General features: G+C 42.5%; 13 protein-coding genes. 12 read left to right on the top strand and 1 reads right to left on the bottom strand.

What is annotated here, in order from left to right; all coding sequences use genetic code 11:
• Window positions 1-98: 98 nt before the first annotated feature.
• Window positions 99-1,013 carry a hypothetical protein gene (locus H6F63_RS28800; protein WP_190640674.1) on the top strand — a complete coding sequence of 305 codons (915 nt, stop codon included), beginning with the start codon at window positions 99-101 and terminating at the stop codon, window positions 1,011-1,013.
• 108 nt (window positions 1,014-1,121) lie between these two features.
• On the opposite strand, the gene H6F63_RS28795 is transcribed toward H6F63_RS28800, so the two are convergent.
• Entirely contained in the window at window positions 1,122-1,325 is a 204-nt protein-coding gene (locus H6F63_RS28795) for a hypothetical protein (RefSeq protein ID WP_190640673.1), read from the bottom strand.
• 118 nt (window positions 1,326-1,443) lie between these two features.
• Between H6F63_RS28795 and H6F63_RS28790 the strand changes: the two genes are divergently transcribed.
• The 11 genes from H6F63_RS28790 to H6F63_RS28740 all read left to right on the top strand — a co-directional run bounded on the left by H6F63_RS28790 (window position 1,444) and on the right by H6F63_RS28740 (window position 18,096).
• Complete coding sequence (locus H6F63_RS28790; RefSeq protein WP_190640672.1) at window positions 1,444-2,757, top strand: ribulose bisphosphate carboxylase small subunit; 1,314 nt, start codon at window positions 1,444-1,446, stop codon at window positions 2,755-2,757.
• A gap of 937 nt (window positions 2,758-3,694) precedes the next feature.
• A complete protein-coding gene (locus H6F63_RS28785) occupies window positions 3,695-5,191 on the top strand; it encodes a hypothetical protein (protein WP_199298348.1) in 1,497 nt (498 codons plus the stop codon).
• A gap of 81 nt (window positions 5,192-5,272) precedes the next feature.
• Entirely contained in the window at window positions 5,273-6,571 is a 1,299-nt protein-coding gene (locus H6F63_RS28780) for an O-antigen ligase domain-containing protein (RefSeq protein WP_190640671.1), read from the top strand.
• A gap of 19 nt (window positions 6,572-6,590) precedes the next feature.
• The gene (locus tag H6F63_RS28775) at window positions 6,591-7,715 is read left to right on the top strand and encodes a glycosyltransferase family 4 protein (protein ID WP_190640670.1); all 1,125 of its coding nucleotides are present in this window, start codon (window positions 6,591-6,593) and stop codon (window positions 7,713-7,715) included.
• A 34-nt stretch (window positions 7,716-7,749) separates the two neighbouring features.
• On the top strand, window positions 7,750-8,742 hold the full coding sequence (locus H6F63_RS28770) for a glycosyltransferase (protein ID WP_190640669.1): 993 nt from the start codon (window positions 7,750-7,752) through the stop codon (window positions 8,740-8,742).
• A gap of 87 nt (window positions 8,743-8,829) precedes the next feature.
• Window positions 8,830-10,347, top strand: a complete 1,518-nt coding sequence (locus tag H6F63_RS28765) for a lipopolysaccharide biosynthesis protein (protein WP_277876512.1) — start codon at window positions 8,830-8,832, stop codon at window positions 10,345-10,347.
• A gap of 73 nt (window positions 10,348-10,420) precedes the next feature.
• Window positions 10,421-11,659, top strand: a complete 1,239-nt coding sequence (locus tag H6F63_RS28760) for a glycosyltransferase (protein ID WP_190640667.1) — start codon at window positions 10,421-10,423, stop codon at window positions 11,657-11,659.
• 325 nt (window positions 11,660-11,984) lie between these two features.
• Window positions 11,985-12,935 (top strand): lipopolysaccharide biosynthesis protein, encoded by a 951-nt coding sequence (locus H6F63_RS28755; RefSeq protein WP_190640666.1) that lies wholly within the window; start codon window positions 11,985-11,987, stop codon window positions 12,933-12,935.
• Window positions 12,936-13,175: 240 nt separating this feature from the next.
• The gene (locus tag H6F63_RS28750) at window positions 13,176-14,399 is read left to right on the top strand and encodes a glycosyltransferase (RefSeq protein WP_190417481.1); all 1,224 of its coding nucleotides are present in this window, start codon (window positions 13,176-13,178) and stop codon (window positions 14,397-14,399) included.
• A gap of 571 nt (window positions 14,400-14,970) precedes the next feature.
• Window positions 14,971-16,845, top strand: a complete 1,875-nt coding sequence (locus tag H6F63_RS28745) for an ABC transporter ATP-binding protein (RefSeq protein ID WP_190640665.1) — start codon at window positions 14,971-14,973, stop codon at window positions 16,843-16,845.
• 177 nt (window positions 16,846-17,022) lie between these two features.
• Window positions 17,023-18,096, top strand: coding sequence for a glycosyltransferase (locus H6F63_RS28740; RefSeq protein ID WP_190640664.1), 1,074 nt, complete (start codon window positions 17,023-17,025; stop codon window positions 18,094-18,096).
• Window positions 18,097-18,331 lie beyond the last annotated feature (235 nt).

The following is an 18,331-nucleotide window of genomic DNA, read 5'->3' as shown; positions in this document are numbered from 1 at the left end:
TAGAGTATTTATTACATCGGCTTTTAAATGAAGGAGAGCTGGTTATTAAGTGGGGACGAAAGCTCAAAAACAAAGGTAATGCTTTTATCACAATTTAAATGCACAACAGCTTAGGAGGGAAACTACTAGAGTTTATTCCTGTCATTGGCAAAGATTTAGGAAAGATATTTAGAGGAGTTGTAAAAGCGGGAGAATCCCTACTGAATAATATTACGAAATCTATGCCTGATTCTTTGAACAGCTCGGATTTCGATTCAAGAAAGGAGAATCAAACTTTAGATCCTTATAAGATTCTGTTGAAGACAAAGGAAGAGGCTAAAAAACTTGAAACTACTATCAACGATTTTTGTAGTCCACATATTCAAAATTGGTGGCTGGATACTCAAGATGAACTTGTTAGAGAGGGTACACAAATTCGTGAAAAATTAGCAAAAGTTATCCAAAATGATATTCAAGAAATATCAGATGAACTGTCTCAGTATTTAGGAAACGCCTTGCAAGTGGAACTGAATATCAACCCGATTCAGTTTCCCAATTTTGAATTTACAGGAATCGATGCACAAATTCAATATCAGCAAGAAGTATTTACGCGCACGAAAAGAGAAGAAAAAAGAGAGAGTCGTTGCTGTAAGTCGGATAAGGTTTATCACGTTGATGTCGAATATAAGGATAACCTTGAATATTATGAAGTGGATTTACGTCAAACAGCAGAGCTAATCTATCTTAAGATAGATGAACAGGCGGCTAGAAATCGAGAACTTCTACAGCGAGTCATTGACAAACAAATATCAGAAGATTTCCGAAGCGCAGAAAAACAAATCAATGACTACATTAAAAGGTTCCAAGATGAATTTGAGCAATTGCTGAGACAGAGGGAAACTAGGGAAGCAGAGGCTTCTGAAATTCGGGGAATGCTTGAGCCTCAAAAAGTACAACTAACAGAATATCTGCAAAATTTGACCTCAACTCGACAATCCCTAGATAGTTGGAAGCCAGTAAAGACAGTTAGGTAAAGTGATAGACTAATGTCTTGATACCGGCTGATGACGTGAGCGATCGCGCCCTTTTTTCCTTCTTCCTCTGCGCCTCTGCGGATCAATAAACGCGATCGCATTTACGCACTAATTAGAACTTCCGCCAAACCGTTCCAATAACTCCTCGCGAGAAAGAGTCAGCAACAGACGAGTCAATTCTTCTGTCGGTAACTGTAACATCAGCGCGATCGCGCTAGCTAGTTCCTCATCCAGCGAACCACATCGAACGATGAGCAGGTTCTCCGCCATCTCTCGCCGTTCTTCTTGTACCTCACCTTCCCGCCATTTCAATGCCTTAGTTCCATTAACTCGAATTGTTCAAATTTAAAAGCGATCGCCCGTTTATAAACGAGCTTTTGTAATAAAATCTTAACAATAAGCATCTTGCGCGATCGCCAACAACAGACCGATGACATACTACATTTCTCCCCGCTTTTTAGATAAACTTGCGGTTCACATCACCAAAAATTATCTTGACCTCCCTGGAGTACGAGTTCCTCTAATTCTGGGAATTCATGGACGCAAGGGAGAAGGCAAATCTTTTCAATGCGAGTTAGTATTCGAGCAGATGGGCATCGATGCTGTCCATATGTCAGCTGGAGAATTGGAAAGTCCTGATGCTGGAGATCCCGGACGTTTAATTCGCTTGCGCTATCGGGAAGCAGCAGAATTCATTAAAGTGCGCGGTAAAATGTGCGTACTGATGATCAACGATCTTGATGCAGGGGCGGGACGCTTCGACCAAGGCACCCAATATACTGTGAATACGCAGTTGGTGAATGGCACCTTGATGAATATTGCTGATAACCCTACAGATGTGCAACTTCCAGGGAGTTATGACTCAACACCCCTGCACCGCGTACCCATAATTGTCACAGGCAATGACTTATCTACGCTATACGCGCCGTTGATTCGGGATGGTAGGATGGACAAATTCTACTGGGAACCCGACCGAGACGACAAGATTGGTATCATCGGCGGCATTTTTGAGAAAGATGGATTGTCTCGTAGTGAGATAGAACAGTTAGTAGATAGCTTTCCCCATCAATCGATTGACTTTTTTAGCGCAGTGCGATCGCGCATTTACGACGAACAAATTCGCCAGTTCATTCACCAAACAGGCATTAGCCGCGTTTCCTCTAGGGTGGTGAACAGCGTTGAGGGGCCACCAACGTTTATAAAACCTGATTTCCGCCTGTCTCGCTTAATCGAATTTGGCAACGTGATGGTTAACGAACAGCAGCGAGTGCAGAATACGCGCTTGGTAGAAGAGTACAATACAGGGCGGCGATCGCCTAATCCGGTTAATCAAGAGGTTGCAGATGCTAATAAGGTGACAACTCTACCCAAAGAAAACTGGAAGGCAGTCGTCCGTAATGAGTTAGCGAACGAACCAACGCACTCTCATGGGTCTAATTTGGGTAATGGTCACACCAGCAACGCTCTACAAAGTAGCAAACTAAGTTCAGATACTCAGCAGCAGGTACGCCAGATACTCGCACAAGGGTATCGCATTGGTGCAGAATATGCGGATAAGCGGCGCTTTTCTACCCAATCTTGGCAAAGTTGCGCCCCAATTCAGGCTACTGAGGCGACGGATGCGATCGCTGCTTTAGAAGAATGCTTAGCTGAACATAGCGGGGAGTACGTGCGTCTGATTGGCATCGACCCCAAAGCCAAGCGGCGCGTTGTGGAGACAATCCTACAACGACCGAATAGTTAAAGGCTATAGTGGAATATTGGCTGGTATGCGATCGCTTCAAAAAGGCGATCGCTTTTTGTTATTATTGCTTTCTTGGCTATCGCGAATTTACGCTAAAGCGATCGCTATTAAAAAGCAAGTGTTTATACTACTCACAAAAACACTTATCTATTGTGAACTTTCGGTAAAGTTGCACACTAATTGTACAAATTTTTCGTGAAATTTTCTGGGTTGCGATCGCTTCTACGCCAATACTCTACTTATATATCTGGGCATTTATTAGCACACACTACATCAAAATATCAACCTCTAAAACAGAACACTCTAGAGCTGAAAGCCTTGTCCCAATTGATGTATACCAGATTACTAAAATCTCTATTTAAATAAGCTGCTGACCTCTCTCAGAATTGACAATTAATTTAATCATCCTCAAGGCTGATATACAGCTCAGTTTGATATATTAAACTGGGTGAACAAAAGTACGGTAATTACAAAAAGGATGTAAATAGTCAATTCACCGAAACAAAAAAGTTTCTAGCTCCAACAAAAAGGTAAGCTTTTCCCAAGTAGTTTTTTTTTGAAAAAGGCGGTAAGTGGAACAAGTAGGCGAACTTAAGGTTCAAAAGATAAGATGCAGGAAAGTTTGCGATCCCATAATGGCAAAAAACTTTCTACCTGGTATAATCTTTCTAAGAATATTTCCCTTGACCACGGGCAACTTATTGGTGATCGATATCTGCTACTGTCGTACTTAAAAGCCTTGTCCGTTAAATTTCACCCTGAAGCTCAACTTTGTCGGTATGCCTAACTACAACAATCTGTGGCACCAACATTTACATATCAAACCAATAAAGTGTTCTATAAGCTGCAATTTGCCTTGCCTTCTTGATTCTAAAATCAGTAATTACAAGGCAAAATAATCTGGATGACAATAGCGTAACTTCTAAGCCCAAGACATATGAAACGCTCCCTTTTCCCGACAAATGAGGATTTTGACAAAAACGGTTCTTTAACCATTTCCAAATCCCCAGCCCCTTCCAAGGCAAAAGTACCTCAATCAGCAGTACGCAAAGGAGCTTGGAGATATTACTTAGTCTTAGGTATCGTCGGTTTAGCATCCAATGTAGCTCTTTGGGCAGCCGTTTTATTTTACTTAAAAGTTGCCCAGCCCAAGTATGCTAGTGAGATGACTCTTACTTTACCAGGAGCGGGGTCAGATGCCAGAGTTTCCTTACCAACTCTGGGATCAGCTTCATATGAAAATCAGTCACCCTACGCAAATAGTTCTATTGCAGATCCAAGAGAAGTTTACAAAGTTATTGCTTCCAGCGATATTGTAGTAAAATCTGCGGCTAAAAAAATCGGTGTACCATTAGAAGAATTTGGCAGCCCTCGAATTAAGCTAGTGCAAAACACCACCCTGATGATGTTTGAATTTAATGGTGACACTGCCGAAGAAGCTCAAAAGAAAAACTTAGCTATTTATCAAGCCCTTCAAGGAAGACTCCAACAGTTGAGAGATCAAGAAATTTCTCAACGAGATGTAGGCTTTCAAGACTCCCTAACAGCATCCCGGAAAAAACTGGATGCTGCTCAGACGCAACTTTCCGCCTACAAAGCTCGTTCAGGCTTGAGCGGTAACGATCAAGTTACAAGCCTTGCAAATAACATTGAACAGCTTCGTAAGCAACGAGCTGAAATCATCTCTCAACAGCAGCAAGCTAATGCTCGTCTGCAACAGCTATCAAACAATTTAAATCTATCATCTCGGCAAGCCGCTGATGCTTTTGCCCTCCAATCGGATCAGCTATTTCAGCAATATCTGCAAACCTATAATGAAGCCAATTCTGCCCTCGTTGTTTTAGAATCAAAGTTCTTGCCAGCCAATCCTACAGTAGTTAGAGAACGAGCCAGACGAGACGCAGCAAAAGTTGCCTTAACACAACGAAGTCAGGCTATTTTGGGGCGACCCATAGCTGAAGATACTCTCGCACAACTCAATCTTAGTAGCACTACATCTGGCGGCGCTAGGGAAAAGCTTTTCCAAGATTTGGTTGTCGTTCAGACAGACCAACAAGGTTTCCAAGCCCAAGCTCAGGAAATAGACCGCCAGATTAAGCAGCTCGAAACTAGACTTAAGACATTAGCCCAACAAGAAATTACATTAGAAGCTCTTAGACGGGATGTACAGGTTGCTGAAGCCGTGTTTACCTCTACTGTGACTAGATTAGATATTGGCTCTTCAAATGCCTTAGGCTCTTATCCTTTAATTCAAATGCTCGCAGAGCCTAGCTTACCAGAGTCTCCCGTCTCACCCAAAAAGAAATTTGCTTTACTAGGTGGAGGGTTAGGTTCCATATTTTTAACTACCGGACTGGTAACTCTGGGGCTGTATAAACACAAAAATCAAATGCCTAAAGACCAAAAGAGTCCTCTACAATCGAAACCTATTTAGTTAAAACCATAGGTGAGTCAAAATCTGTCGAGGAGAAAAAGGCATTTAGTAAATGCAGCTAATTGTAATGAGATTTAACCTATGAAACCTCAAAATTTTGAGGAAAAAATAGTTTGGTATACCCTGATAGGAACCTATGGGCTTTACTTCTTAGGCGCACAGTTTCCGTGGATATCCGGGATGTCCTGGTTTCTAACTATATATTTGTGCAAGAAGCTTTGGAATCAACCGGACAACACTCCAAATGAGGAAAAAATTTTTATTCCTTCGGGAATATGGGTATGGATTATTTCCATGTTGGTTATGGGTTTGTCTCTAGTTGTTGGTCACTTAGATTTTAAACTAGGAAATTTTCAACTCATTACCTCATTAGTTGATTTTACAAGGAGCTGGGCTTTACTTGCCTTAATTCCTCTTATTGGTTGCTTGAATATCCGCCCTCAATTAATTTATCGAGCCGTCTGCATTATTTGCCTTCACAGTCTCATTGTCATTGCAATTACCTTTGTGGCAATTAAGTTAAATTTCGCAATTTCATACCTTTCTCCATTGCAAGCCATAGGAAAAGGTGGAAGAACTTATTATCGGGTATTAATTGGGGCCAGTGGTTACGACCCTATGGCTGCGGGTAATGAAGTTCGTATGCAATTGTTTACACCGTGGCCCCCGGCTTTGGGGCTGGCAGGCAATGTTTATTTTTTCCTGGCGCGTGAAGAATCTAACAGAAAATGGCGGTGGATTGGTATGATTGGTGCCGTAGCTATGGTTTGGGTTTCGGTTTCACGAGCAGGCCTTGTATGTCTTCCGGCCGTTGCATTAATCACTTGGATATTGACAGTAATATTTACTAAACCAAAATTACAAATAGCTTTTGGTATAGGAAGTTTCTTTGCAGGTATTGTTGCGCCTCTAGTTATCGATCTGGTTAAGACTGCACGTGATAGTTTTACCAATGCTCGCGCCGGATCTTCAAAAATTAGAAAAATATTAAAAGAGATAGAACTATATCGTTGGAAAGAAGCGCCCATTTGGGGTCATGGTATATCTGAATTTCCAGGACCCAAAGTAACGGAACATATGCCTATTGGCTCTCACGACACTTGGATTGCTCTGCTCTATGTAAGGGGGGCTGTAGGTTGTACTGCCTTGGCACTTCCTATGTTATGGAGCTTTATAATTTTACTGATAAAGGCACAAAATAGTACTACTGCTAGGGCGGGCTTATGTATAGTCTTAGTTTTATTTATTTTTGGGTTTTCAGAAGGCATAGAAATACTTGCCTATACCTACTGGCCTGGCTTGTTAATGATGGGCATTGCCTTGAAAGAAAAGTTACCTAATAGAATAAACGCTAACCAAGAAGAATATGTTTTATCCTAATTAAAACCATTGGATCTATATGCATCTTATTGTGTTAGAAAATGAGCCTTCTTCTGTGCGTGGTGGGCAGGAGTTGAGCCTGCTTGATGTGTGTCACGGTCTATCTAAGCGGGGACACACTATTACTCTTTTGTATTTGAAAGAAGGAAATTTGATAGAGCAGTACCGTGAGTTTAGTGTCGATTTAGTAAATATTAAAAGTTATATACTAGATCGCAGTACAATTAATTACTTTTTTGATTTTTTTGCTGATATTTTAAAAATTTCTGCAAATCAGAACAGCGTTGTTTACAGTAACCGATACCATGATGTTTTTTTTGGCTACGTTTTATCCGTATTCAAAAAAATTCCCTCGGTTTGTCATCTGCGGCTACCTCCTCCTCCTGGATTTGGTCGTCCGCATACGATCGGGCTCAAAGGAACAAAACAGTTTATTACGATTTCTCAGCAAACAAAGCTTGATTGGATAAACAGTGGAGTGAGTGCGGACAAAATTGATGTTGTTTATAACGCAATAAATACAGAATTATTTAAAGTTCCAGAAAATTTTTATGATTTGAGAATAAAATGGGATATTGCTGAAGATGTGAAAGTTATTTCTTATGTAGGTAGGCTGGATAAAGAAAAGGGAATAGAAACGCTGCTAAAAGCATTTAGTTTACTTCTAAAAAGCGGTTATAAACTTAGACTATTCATTGCTGGAAAGCCGTTAAGCACTGAACAGGAATACCAAAATTCTTTAGAAGAACTAGTAACTAATTTGGGAATCAAAGAGCATACAAGCTTTCTTGGTCATGTCAACGATACCACTTCTCTCTATCAAGTTAGCGATGTTACAGTTTTACCGAGTTTATGGCCAGAACCGTTTGGGAGAACAATTATTGAGTCAATGGCTTGCGGAACTCCTGTGGTAGCTAGTCGGACTGGGGGTATCCCAGAAATTTTAACCGGAGAATTTGAAAGGGGACTTTTTGAAACTGGTAATGAACGAGATCTGGCAGATAAGTTGCTTAAAATTATGCACTGGAGAGATAGCTATCCTCACCTTCAACAAAGGTGCCGCACTCATGTTTTGTGCAATTTTGACAGAGAAAATATGATTAATAGTATCGAGAAAGTGTTTATGAAAGTTATTAAAAACTGATAAAAACTCTGTGGAAGCGCTTGGGAAGGTAAGTATGCCAATTATTTCTGTTATTGTTCCTGCCTACAATGCTGAACGCACAATCTTGAAAACGATTGAATCGGTTCAGCAACAAACTTTTTCGGACTTTGAGCTAATTGTAATTAATGATGGCTCAAGAGATCGCACTCTCGAATTGCTTGATGAAGTGAAAGACCCTCGTCTGAAAGTTTTTTCTTACAGTAACGGGGGCTTGCCAGTTGCACGCAATCGCGGTATATCTCATGCTGCGGGAGATTTTATTACATTTCTTGATGCAGATGACTTGTGGACTCCAGATAAATTAGAACTACAACTTTTAGCTTTGCAACAGCATCCAGAATCCGGAGTTGCTTATAGCTGGACACAATTTATGGATGACAAAGGACAATATTTTCATGGATGTAAGCCGGTATTTTATCAGGGGAATGTTTTTGCAGATTTGTTGTTGGGTAATTTCATTGACAGCGGTTCTAATGTGATGATTAGACGGGAAGCGATCGCCTCAGTGGGAGACTTCGATCCTACCCTAGCCTCCTGTGAGGACTGGGAATACTGGCTACGGTTGGCTGCTAAGTGGCATTTTGTAGTAGTTACCAAACCACAGATATTTTATCGCCAATCTTCTGGGGCAATGTCCTCAAAAATTGAGGTAATGAAAAAATATCATCTAATTGTCATTGAAAGAGCATTTAAAGCAGCTCCTGGTGAAGTACAAAATCTAAAAAACAAAAGCTTAGCTAATACCTACCAGTTTTTAGCGCATTTGGGTTTAACGCGGGTTCCTGGTGCTACTGGGGCTAAACAGGCTGCGGAACATTTGCAGAGTGCAATTCATTTGTATCCGAAAATTCTGCTAGACAAAACCGCCTGGATTTTAATCACAAAACTGCTCTTGATCCGACTCCTCTCCCCTAGAATTGCTAGCTATATTCTCCAATCGATTAGTAAAGTTCGCGCTACTCGTATTGCAAACACTAATGAAGAAAAAGCTCTTATATCTTCTTAAGCTAAGGATGAATAACGAGATAAAACTTCTTAAAAGAACTATCTAGCCGTAATTAATCTGTCCATAGTATCCCCTAGAGGTGCCAATTTGTCAGAATCTATAAAAAATAGTCCTCCTCCGGATCCTAATCAGCACTTTCGCACCGACCACTTGAAGACCGATCTCAAGAGTCGATCTGTTCGTGGCGGCGCGGTTACAATGATTACTCAAGGTTGCAAGTTCGTCCTGAACATGGGTTCTACCGTGCTGCTCGCCCGCCTGCTTACCCCTCAGGACTACGGTCTGGTTGGCATGGTAGCCACGGTCACTGGCTTAGTAGGTTTATTCAAAGACATGGGGCTGTCCACGGCTACAGTCCAAAAGGCTGAGATTAACCACGCTCAGATCAGTACATTGTTTTGGCTAAACGTGGTGTTCAGTATCGCCACTATGTTGATAACCGCGGCGATCGCGCCATTAATCGCCTGGTTCTACGGCGAACCTCGCTTGATATGGATTACACTCGTCTCGGCGATTGGATTCATCTTCGGTGGCTTGACTGTCCAACACCAAGCTTTACTCAATAGGCAGATGCGCTTTGGTGCCCTAGCCATAATTGATATCGTTTCCATGCTCATCGGCGTTGCCACTGCCATAGTTCTAGCCTTGAATGGAGCTGGTTACTGGGCACTTGTGCTTATGCCCCTAGCTATGGGGATGAGCTCGGCTCTAGGGGTGTGGGTGATGTGCGGTTGGCGTCCAGGGCTGCCAGTTCGTCACTCAGGTGTGAGTTCCATGCTGGCTTTCGGTGCAAACCTCACTGGTTTCGGCATCATCAACTACTTCGCTAGAAACCTCGACAATTTGCTCATTGGACGGTACTGGGGCGCTCAACAGTTAGGCTTGTATTCTAAGGCCTACGCCTTGCTGCTCCTACCAATCAACCAGATAAATGCTCCCATCGCTTCTGTGGCTTTACCTACCTTGAGCAGATTAGTAGATTCACCGGATCGTTATAGGCAAGCTTATTTGCGGATTGTAGAGAAGTTATTAATGCTCACAATGCCGATAATGGTGTTTATGATAGCCACATCTGACTGGCTTGTGCAGCTGCTTCTAGGTTCTCAATGGGGTGAAACTAGCCGCATATTTGCGTTGCTCGGCATCGCCGGCTTAATTCAGCCACTGGCAAATTCTACTGGCTGGCTCTTTATGTCACAGGATCGCGCTCATGATATGTTCAAATGGGGATTCATTGGTGGAACAACCGCTATTGTCTCTTTTGTTGCTGGCTTGCCGTGGGGAGCAGCTGGTGTAGCGGCATCGTATTCGCTCGTTTGGATCTGCGTGTGTATGCCGCTGCTATTTTGGTTTGTTGGTCGTACCGGCCCAGTTAGAACGATCGATTTCTACCGCGTTTTAGCACCTTTTGTGTGTACCACTTTAGGTACGCTGCTTGTATTACTGGGTTTTCGTAAATATGTTGAAGTGTCAAATCCCTTGATAGGTTGTGCTATTGCTTTTGGAATTACAATCATAACTTTTTTGCTTATTCTAACTACCATGCCAGCCGGAAGGTTAGCGCTTCAGGATATCAAAAACATGGTTGTGAAATCCAAACCATAGTTCAATAACAACTAATATAAATCATCTATAAATTAATGATGATTGCGACAAAGTTAAAGAGTAAAAAAACAACATGAAAATAGCCTTTATTGTTGGAGAATTTCCAGTATTATCCGAAACTTTTATTTTAAATCAAATTACAGGATTACTAGATCGTGGGCACGAAGTAGACATTTATGCCTATGTTCCAAGAAATGATTCCAAAATACATCCTGATGTAAATAAATATAAGCTTATAGAGCGCACCTACTATGCCTTCTGGATGCCAATAAATCGTTATAAGCGTATCCTAGACAGCTTGGTTTTGCTGTTCACAAATTTTCATAAAGCACCCCTGGTTATGCTACGAGTCTTGAATATTTTCAAGTATCGGCAGCAATATGGAGCGCTAATGTTGATACACGAATTGATACCCTTTCTACGTAAGCGCTCACCGTATGACATCATCCATTGTCACTTTGGTGGAAACGGTCTAAAAGGTGCTCTGTTTCGAGAAATGGGAGCAATTAAGGGGAAATTGATTGTGACGTTTCACGGTCTTGATATAACTGTAGCTATTCAAGGAGACAGTAAACAAATTTACGACCAGCTGTTTAATACAGGAGACCTTTTCCTTCCAATCAGCGAACGTTGGAAACGCCGTTTGGTAGATCTAGGGTGCGATAAAACAAAGATTATGGTGCATCGTATGGGGATCGATTGCGGAAAGTTTTCCTTTATTCCACGCAAATTACACGCTGATGGCAGAGTACAGCTTGTGACGATTAGCCGCCTCGTCGAAAAAAAAGGTGTAGAATACGGTATCCGCGCTGTTGCACTTCTGGCAAAGACCAACCGAAACATTAAGTATAACATTATTGGCGATGGACCTTTAAGGAAAGACTTGCAGGAACTAATTCAACATCTAGATGTTGGTGACATAGTCAGCCTTCTGGGCTGGAAGCAGCAGCAGGAAATTGTCGATATCCTCAACGATGCCGATATCTTTGTAGCTCCCAGTGTAACCAGTAAAGATGGCGATCAGGAGGGTATCCCTGTTGCAGTGATGGAGGCGATGGCTGTGGGATTGCCTATCATCAGCACTCAACATAGCGCTATTCCCGAACTGGTTGAAAATGGGGTTTCGGGCTTCCTGGTACCCGAACGCGATGTTAATGCTTTGGCTGAAAAGTTAGGGTATTTAATTGAACACCCTGAAGTCTGGACTGAGATGGGTCGAGCAGGTCGTGCCCATGTAGAAGCTGAGTATGATATTAACAAGCTTAACGATCACTTAGTTGAAATTTACCAAAAACTACTCATTCAAGCCTAATCTTCAACATGAAAAATGTAAGTGTACTTCTTTATAATCAGTCCACTGATTACTTTCAATTTTGCTATTTTGTAGCTAAATTGACCCCATCAAAGCTGCCTTCTGAGAGCGACAACTCGGATTTAGTGATGGAAAACCATTGAAAATCTACTAATCTTTGTTGAGGGATTTGGGACACTTACATCCCTGGCAAGCATTTCAATGTCGGTAGCTGCATCCTGATACAACTCATGGACACTGAAACGTACGTAGAAAAGCTTTCTCTAAAACTGAACTCGGACAGCCATCTATTATTGACTCACATTTCCAAGGCTAGGGGGGTCTGGTGTTCCCATGCAAAATTCGCAAATTGGCTCACGTTGAGGAGCCTCGCTTGACCGGAATTACCCTCATTGTGGCGATCGCATTCCTCTTCTCGGGACTATCTGTCGAACACCAAGCTTTACTTACCAGGCAGATGCGCTTTAAGGACTTAGCCGTTGTAGACCTCACATCTATGTTTGTTGGCGTTACCACCACCATTGTTAATGCTAGGTACGGCGCTGGCTACTGGGCGCTGGTGTTCATGCAAGTGGCAATGGCGATCGCTTATACCGTGGGAGTTTGGACTATGTGCAGTTGGCGTCTTGGCATCCCAGTTCGAGGCTCCGGTGTCCGTTCCATGCTGGCTTTCGGCGGCAACCTCACAGATTTTAGTGTCTTTAACTACTTTGCCCGAAACCTTGACAATATCCTGATTGGGCGCGTGTGGGGGGCTGGGGCTTTAGGTATCTACTCAAAAGCCTACAGTCTAATGATGCTGCCTTTACAACAAATCAATGGCCCTATTACCGCCGTCCCTGTCCCCGGCCTTAGTGGTTTGCATTCTGAACCAGGGCAATTGCGAAACCACTATCTCAAAGCGCTGTCGCTGATCACAGCGACGACGATGCCTAGAGTTCTGCTAATGCTCATCCTATCTGACCAGATTGTCGAACTGCTCCTTGGCTCTCAATGGCACGAGGTGGGCATCATCTTCCAGCTTTTGGGCATATCTGCATTTTTCCAGCCAATTACTAATACCTCTGGCTGGCTCTACATTTCTACAGGCAGAGCCGACCGGCTCTTCAAGTGGGGAATCGTTAGTTCTGTGTTTTTGGTGATGTCTTTACTTGCTTGGTCTGCCTTATGGCGCACGCGGCATTGCCTTAAGCTACTTGATCGCCAAGCTTTTGCAGACCTTACCATGTATGTATTACGCAACCCGCGACCCCTCCATCACCATGTTGGATCATAATTGATGCCGTAAACCAACCTTTGATTGCTTCTCTTGTGCCATCGCTTTTAGCGTTCAGTTTGCTATCGGGTCTAGCTTGCCTATGTGGGCGACGGCAATTATTAGCGCGATCGCAATGCGTTTAATATACTTACTGATCATGTTCTACATATTTGGTGCCAAAGAGCTTTACTCGTCTGTTCTTCAACAATTCAAGTGACGATAGGCGAAAAAATACTAGCTTTAGTTTAGGAGATTTGTATGAGAGTAGCGATGATTGTCGGACGCTTCCCCGTTTTGTCGGAAACCTTTGTCTTAAATCAGGTTACAGGTCTGATTGATCGCGGACACGAAGTTGATATCTACACGGAGGCACCGGGTGAGACTGCCAAAATGCACCCGAACGTAGAAAAATATCAACTTCTGGAGCGCACCCAGTGTATGGGAATGCCACAAAATCGCCTCTTACGGTTTCTGAAGGGTATTTGGCTGTTTAGCATCAATTACCAAAAAAATCCAGCACTGTTGGTGCGAAGTCTCAACGTTTTTAAATATGGTAAAGATGCTGCTTCACTCAGGTTATTGTACGCCGCAGTATCCGTACTCCCATTTTTGGATCAAGGCACATACGATATCATACATTGCCAATTTGGAACCTTCGGCTTTTTAGGTATTGCCTTTCGGATGATGGCTGCTCCCAAAGGTAAGCTCGTCGTGTCATTTCGCGGCTACGATATCAGCTGGTATCTTCAGTGGGCAGGTGATGATGTTTACGACCGACTGTTTAAGGTAGTAGACGTTTGCCTCCCCAACTGCGATTATTTCAAACAGCGATTAATCAAATTAGGTGCCGACGAGAATAAAATTGTCATCATGCGATCCGGAATCGATTGTTCCAAATTTATTTTTACTGCACGTCATCTGCCCCCTGATGGTCGCATCCGGATTGTCACCACAGGTCGCCTCGTAGAAAAAAAAGGTTTAGAATATGGTATTCGTGCCGTTGCTAAGTTAACAAAACTTCACTCAAACCTCGAGTACAACATCATTGGTGATGGCCCTTTAAAAGAAGACTTACAGCAACTCATTCAGGAACTGAATGTTGGTGAAACTGTAAAACTGCTCGGTCGTATGCAGCAACAGGAACTGATTAAAATTCTCGACAACTCCCATATCTTTATAGCTCCATGCGTGACCGCTAAGAACGGCGACCAAGACGCACCTGTAAACGTCTTAAAAGAAGCAATGGCTATGGGTTTGCCAGTAATCGGTACTCAACACGGTGGCATCCCAGAACTCATTGAAGATGGTATTGCAGGTTTTCTGGTTCCTGAGCGGGATGCTGATACTTTGGCTGAAAAATTGGGCTATTTAATCGAGCATCCAGAGGTTTGGCCGGAAATGGGTCGAGCTGGTCGTACCTACGTGGAAGAACACTATGACCTTAACAAGCTCAACGATCTGCTGGTGGCAAGCTATCAATAGATAAATATTGATAGACTGCTTTAATTATCAACCGTTGGGAATATACCATTAGAAGTACGTCTTTATGTAGAGTATAAAATGGGTAGAGCTGGTATTGCCTATGCAAAAAGGAGTTTACGGGATTAAAAAGGTGAATATTATCCTGTGACTAATCTACCATTAGGCAGAGATAAGATAGAAGACTTTAATTATTGGCAGTCTAACATAGCTCTTTGGAAGTATATTGTTTTTAACCAATTCATGAGATAGATATATTTTGTTTACAATTAAGAGATAAAAATAAAAAGAACTTAAAGTTCAAGGCTTTTTAACCATTATAAATTCACAATAACTTCACACAAACACAAGTAATACTTGATATCTATTGAGTTATTATTTAAAAAACTTAGCTAAAATTTAGTTGGGTGAATGAAAATAGAATGCTAGCACTGTGCTGCCTGAAGAAATAAACATTTCTTCACCGGCTAAAAACACAGTAAAAACTATTATACAAATTTTATGTATAGCGAGTTTAGCTAGAAATAAGCGATCGCGATTGATTGTTAGAAAGTTCAATTCTTGGGTAGTAACTATGAGTCGAAGTCAAACACTCGGTCGGGAAAACAGGTTGCTGGGGGCTAAAGCAAGAGTAAAATTTAGCTTAATGAAGCGATTCGGGAAATTTGACCAATTGGTTTCCCTGATTTTGAGAGTTCCTAAAAACTTTCTCTATCTAGGTTTGGGGGCGATGGTGTTGTCTTCTGTGCTGGATGCGGTAGGCATTGGGTTGATGATTCCATTTCTTAAGGTGCTTTTAGATGAAGGGGGTGCTTTTGTTCTTCCTCGAATGGCTTTGACAGAGGGGATAAACAGTTGGTTAGTCCAGCAGAGTAAAGGAGTTATCGTCACATTATTTGCCTTGGTACTCATGGGGTCATTGATACTTAAGGCTTATTTTTACTATTTGTCTCAAGTTTTGACTTCAATTTATAGAGAAGGTGTCATCAAACGGTTGAGAAAGGGTCTATATAAAACTTATCTATATTCTCCTATAGAATTTTTTGATAATGTGCAGTTGGGAAAAGTAACAAGCACCCTCCATACAGAGGTAATGGAGACAAATAGGCTGCTAACGGCTATATTTTTTGGCTTAACGAACCTACTGATATTAATAGCGTACCTAGGAACACTGGTGATAGTGTCTTGGAAAATGACTATTATGACTACCTTTTTAATAACGGGGGTTGGTTTAGGGCTTAATTATTTATTAAAAAAAATTGAAAAATCTGGAGGGCTAGTTGTATCTGCAAAACGTGGTTTGAACGCTTTGGCTCTAGATACTTTAGGAGGTGTTCGTGTAGTTAAATCCTATGGTGCAGAGGATTTTGAACTCAGTCGGTTTAATAAGATATCTACAAATTACATGGAAGCGAGTACCGGATTAGCTAAGAAGCTTAGCTTGATAGATCCGATCACTGAGTTGGCGACTTTGGCGGCGGCTATGGTGGTGCTTGTAGGTAGCTACACTTTATTCATCTCCAAGGGTCTTCTTACTACTTCAGAGCTGCTGGTATTCATGCTAGTTCTGATTAAGATTGTTCCGGTACTTAAAAAGGTAAACACTTCCAGGGGTTCTATTCAAGAAGCAGTACCAGCTTTGACGAAAGTCACAGAGGCTCTGTCTTTGCCAGAAAAATATCCGGTTCCCACTGGAAGTCACCAATTTACAGGATTGCGCGATCGCATTGTTTTCCATGATGTTAAATTTGCCTACACCGGACGGTCTTATGTCCTCAACGGCTTGGATATACAAATTCCAAGAGGTAAAACAGTGGCGTTGGTTGGAGGTTCCGGAGCCGGAAAATCGACCGTGGCAGCTTTAATTACACGTTTCTACGAAGTTACCGAAGGCGTAATTGAAATCGACGGGCAAGATATCCGTAACTACGATCCTGTTTCCCTACGTCAGCACATTGGAGTTGTTAGCCAAGATACCTACATATTTAACGCTTCACTTCTCGATAACATTGCTTACGGTTTAGAAGAAGTCAGCAGAGAAAGGGTTATAGAAGCAGCTCACCTCGCAAACGCCCACGAATTTATTTCTCAATTGCCCAACCAATATGACACAGTCGTTGGAGATAGAGGTGTCAGGCTTTCTGGAGGGCAACGGCAGAGAATTTCAATTGCAAGAGCAATGCTCCGCGACCCAGAAATTATGATTCTTGATGAAGCAACTAGTGCCTTAGATTCCCAGTCAGAACACTTAGTACAAGAGGCACTCGAACGCTTAAGAGCAAACCGAACTGCAATCGTAATTGCCCACCGTTTAGCTACAGTTCGTAACGCTGACAAAATTGTGGTGATGGAGAAAGGTCGGATTGTTGAGCAGGGGGATCATGACGAATTAATTGCCAAGCGTGGACACTACTGGTCTTATCACAATCTTCAGTCTTTACCTGCGTAAAGATCACTGCTTACTGGCGACTGGCAAAGAAAAGCGACTGGGATTGGGCAAAAATTCAAACTTGAGACAAACCAACTACCGACAACCAATCCCGATAAAGGTTTTTTCCAGTGAACGGCGAACTTGATGAAGATAAAATATCCAAATAACAGTTGATTAGTTAACAAGGAGTTTCTGATGATAGAACCACAAATTACGATTGTTGTTGTACCCCGCGAGCGTTTCAGCTTCACCCGCGAGTCGTTGCAGAGCATCTACGAACATACACAAATGCCCTTCAAGTTAGTCTACGTAGATGGAAATTCACCGTCTCATATCAAGCGGTATTTAGAAGAAGAGGCGCGTAAGAGAAACTTTGAAATCATTCGGACTGATTACTACCTGTCTCCAAATCAAGGCAGAAATATCGGTCTGCGTCAGGTCAAAACCAAGTATCTTGTCTTCATTGATAACGACGTGCTAGTTACCCCGGGCTGGCTAGAGCGTATGTTTGAGTGTGCTGAAGAAACGGAAGCCTCGGTAGTCACGCCTCTTACTTGTGAAGGTACTCCCGCACACGAACACATTCACTGTGCAGGCGGACAAGTCCACGTCCGAGAGGAAATCAAAGACGGTGCGGTTCGACGGCGGATGCGCGAGAAAATGTACAAACAAGGTAAAAAAGTCGAGCAGGTACGCGACCAGCTCAAGCGGGAACAAACTGAGCTTGCAGAATTTCACTGTATGTTCGTTCGCACCGAAATATTTGAGCGAATTGGTGGTCAGCTTGATGAAGGCATGATGAATACCAAGGAACACCTGGATTTTTGTATGACGGTAATTCAGGCTGGGGGTACTGTGTACTTTGAGCCAGACTCCCTGGTGACTTATGTTCCCGGTCCGCCACTAGAGTTGTCAGATATGACCTTTTATATGCTTCGTTGGAGTGATGCTTGGGAACTTGCTAGCTTGCACCGCTTGCGCGACAAGTGGAACGTAGAAGAGGATCAATATTTCACAAATCGCTATCGGCGGGTAGGATGGCGGCGACACATGACCATTACCAGACCTCTAGCTGCCCGTATTGGCGAGCTTGGCAACCGCCTGGTCATTTTTGGCCAGAAAAAAACCCGACTTGAGAAAATCTTGGTGCCTATGGATAAGGCGCTAAACCGTTATCTCACCACTAGTCAGGCTCGCCGTCTATCTCAGGTTAAAAAAGAAGCTCAAACCCTAAAAGAGCCAGAAAAAACTCCAGTGGGAGCATCCTAACGGCGTTGATAGCGCAAAGCTCACTTATCGAAACTCAACAACCAGCAAACTCGATAGCCCGGAGCAGAGGTAGTGTTTGTAGCAGAGGTGAGTTCAAGGGTATTTTCTTTGCCCCTCTGCTATAAAAATATAGAGGTTAACCGCATCATCTAAAATCCCGCAAAACTTGCTTGCAACCAAAAACAAAGCACTCCCTACAAATTAAATATTTAGCAACCTGAGCAAGCGCTGACTA

It is taken from the genome of Trichocoleus sp. FACHB-40 (genome assembly GCF_014695915.1).
Classification (GTDB): Bacteria; Cyanobacteriota; Cyanobacteriia; order Cyanobacteriales; family FACHB-T130; genus Funiculus; species Funiculus sociatus.
The sequence above is the reverse complement of the archived record's forward strand: the minus strand, read 5'-3'. Positions and strand labels throughout refer to the sequence as shown.

Bases quoted from the DNA above. Each gene is read 5' to 3' on its own strand.
- H6F63_RS28750 (WP_190417481.1), top strand. From the start codon at position 13,176: ATGAGAGTAGCGATGATTGTCGGACGCTTCCCCGTTTTGTCGGAAACC.
- H6F63_RS28800 (WP_190640674.1), top strand. From the start codon at position 99: ATGCACAACAGCTTAGGAGGGAAACTACTAGAGTTTATTCCTGTCATT.
- H6F63_RS28760 (WP_190640667.1), top strand. From the start codon at position 10,421: ATGAAAATAGCCTTTATTGTTGGAGAATTTCCAGTATTATCCGAAACT.
- H6F63_RS28745 (WP_190640665.1), top strand. From the start codon at position 14,971: ATGAGTCGAAGTCAAACACTCGGTCGGGAAAACAGGTTGCTGGGGGCT.
- H6F63_RS28775 (WP_190640670.1), top strand. From the start codon at position 6,591: ATGCATCTTATTGTGTTAGAAAATGAGCCTTCTTCTGTGCGTGGTGGG.
- H6F63_RS28780 (WP_190640671.1), top strand. From the start codon at position 5,273: ATGAAACCTCAAAATTTTGAGGAAAAAATAGTTTGGTATACCCTGATA.
- H6F63_RS28785 (WP_199298348.1), top strand. From the start codon at position 3,695: ATGAAACGCTCCCTTTTCCCGACAAATGAGGATTTTGACAAAAACGGT.
- H6F63_RS28770 (WP_190640669.1), top strand. From the start codon at position 7,750: ATGCCAATTATTTCTGTTATTGTTCCTGCCTACAATGCTGAACGCACA.
- H6F63_RS28740 (WP_190640664.1), top strand. From the start codon at position 17,023: ATGATAGAACCACAAATTACGATTGTTGTTGTACCCCGCGAGCGTTTC.
- H6F63_RS28790 (WP_190640672.1), top strand. From the start codon at position 1,444: ATGACATACTACATTTCTCCCCGCTTTTTAGATAAACTTGCGGTTCAC.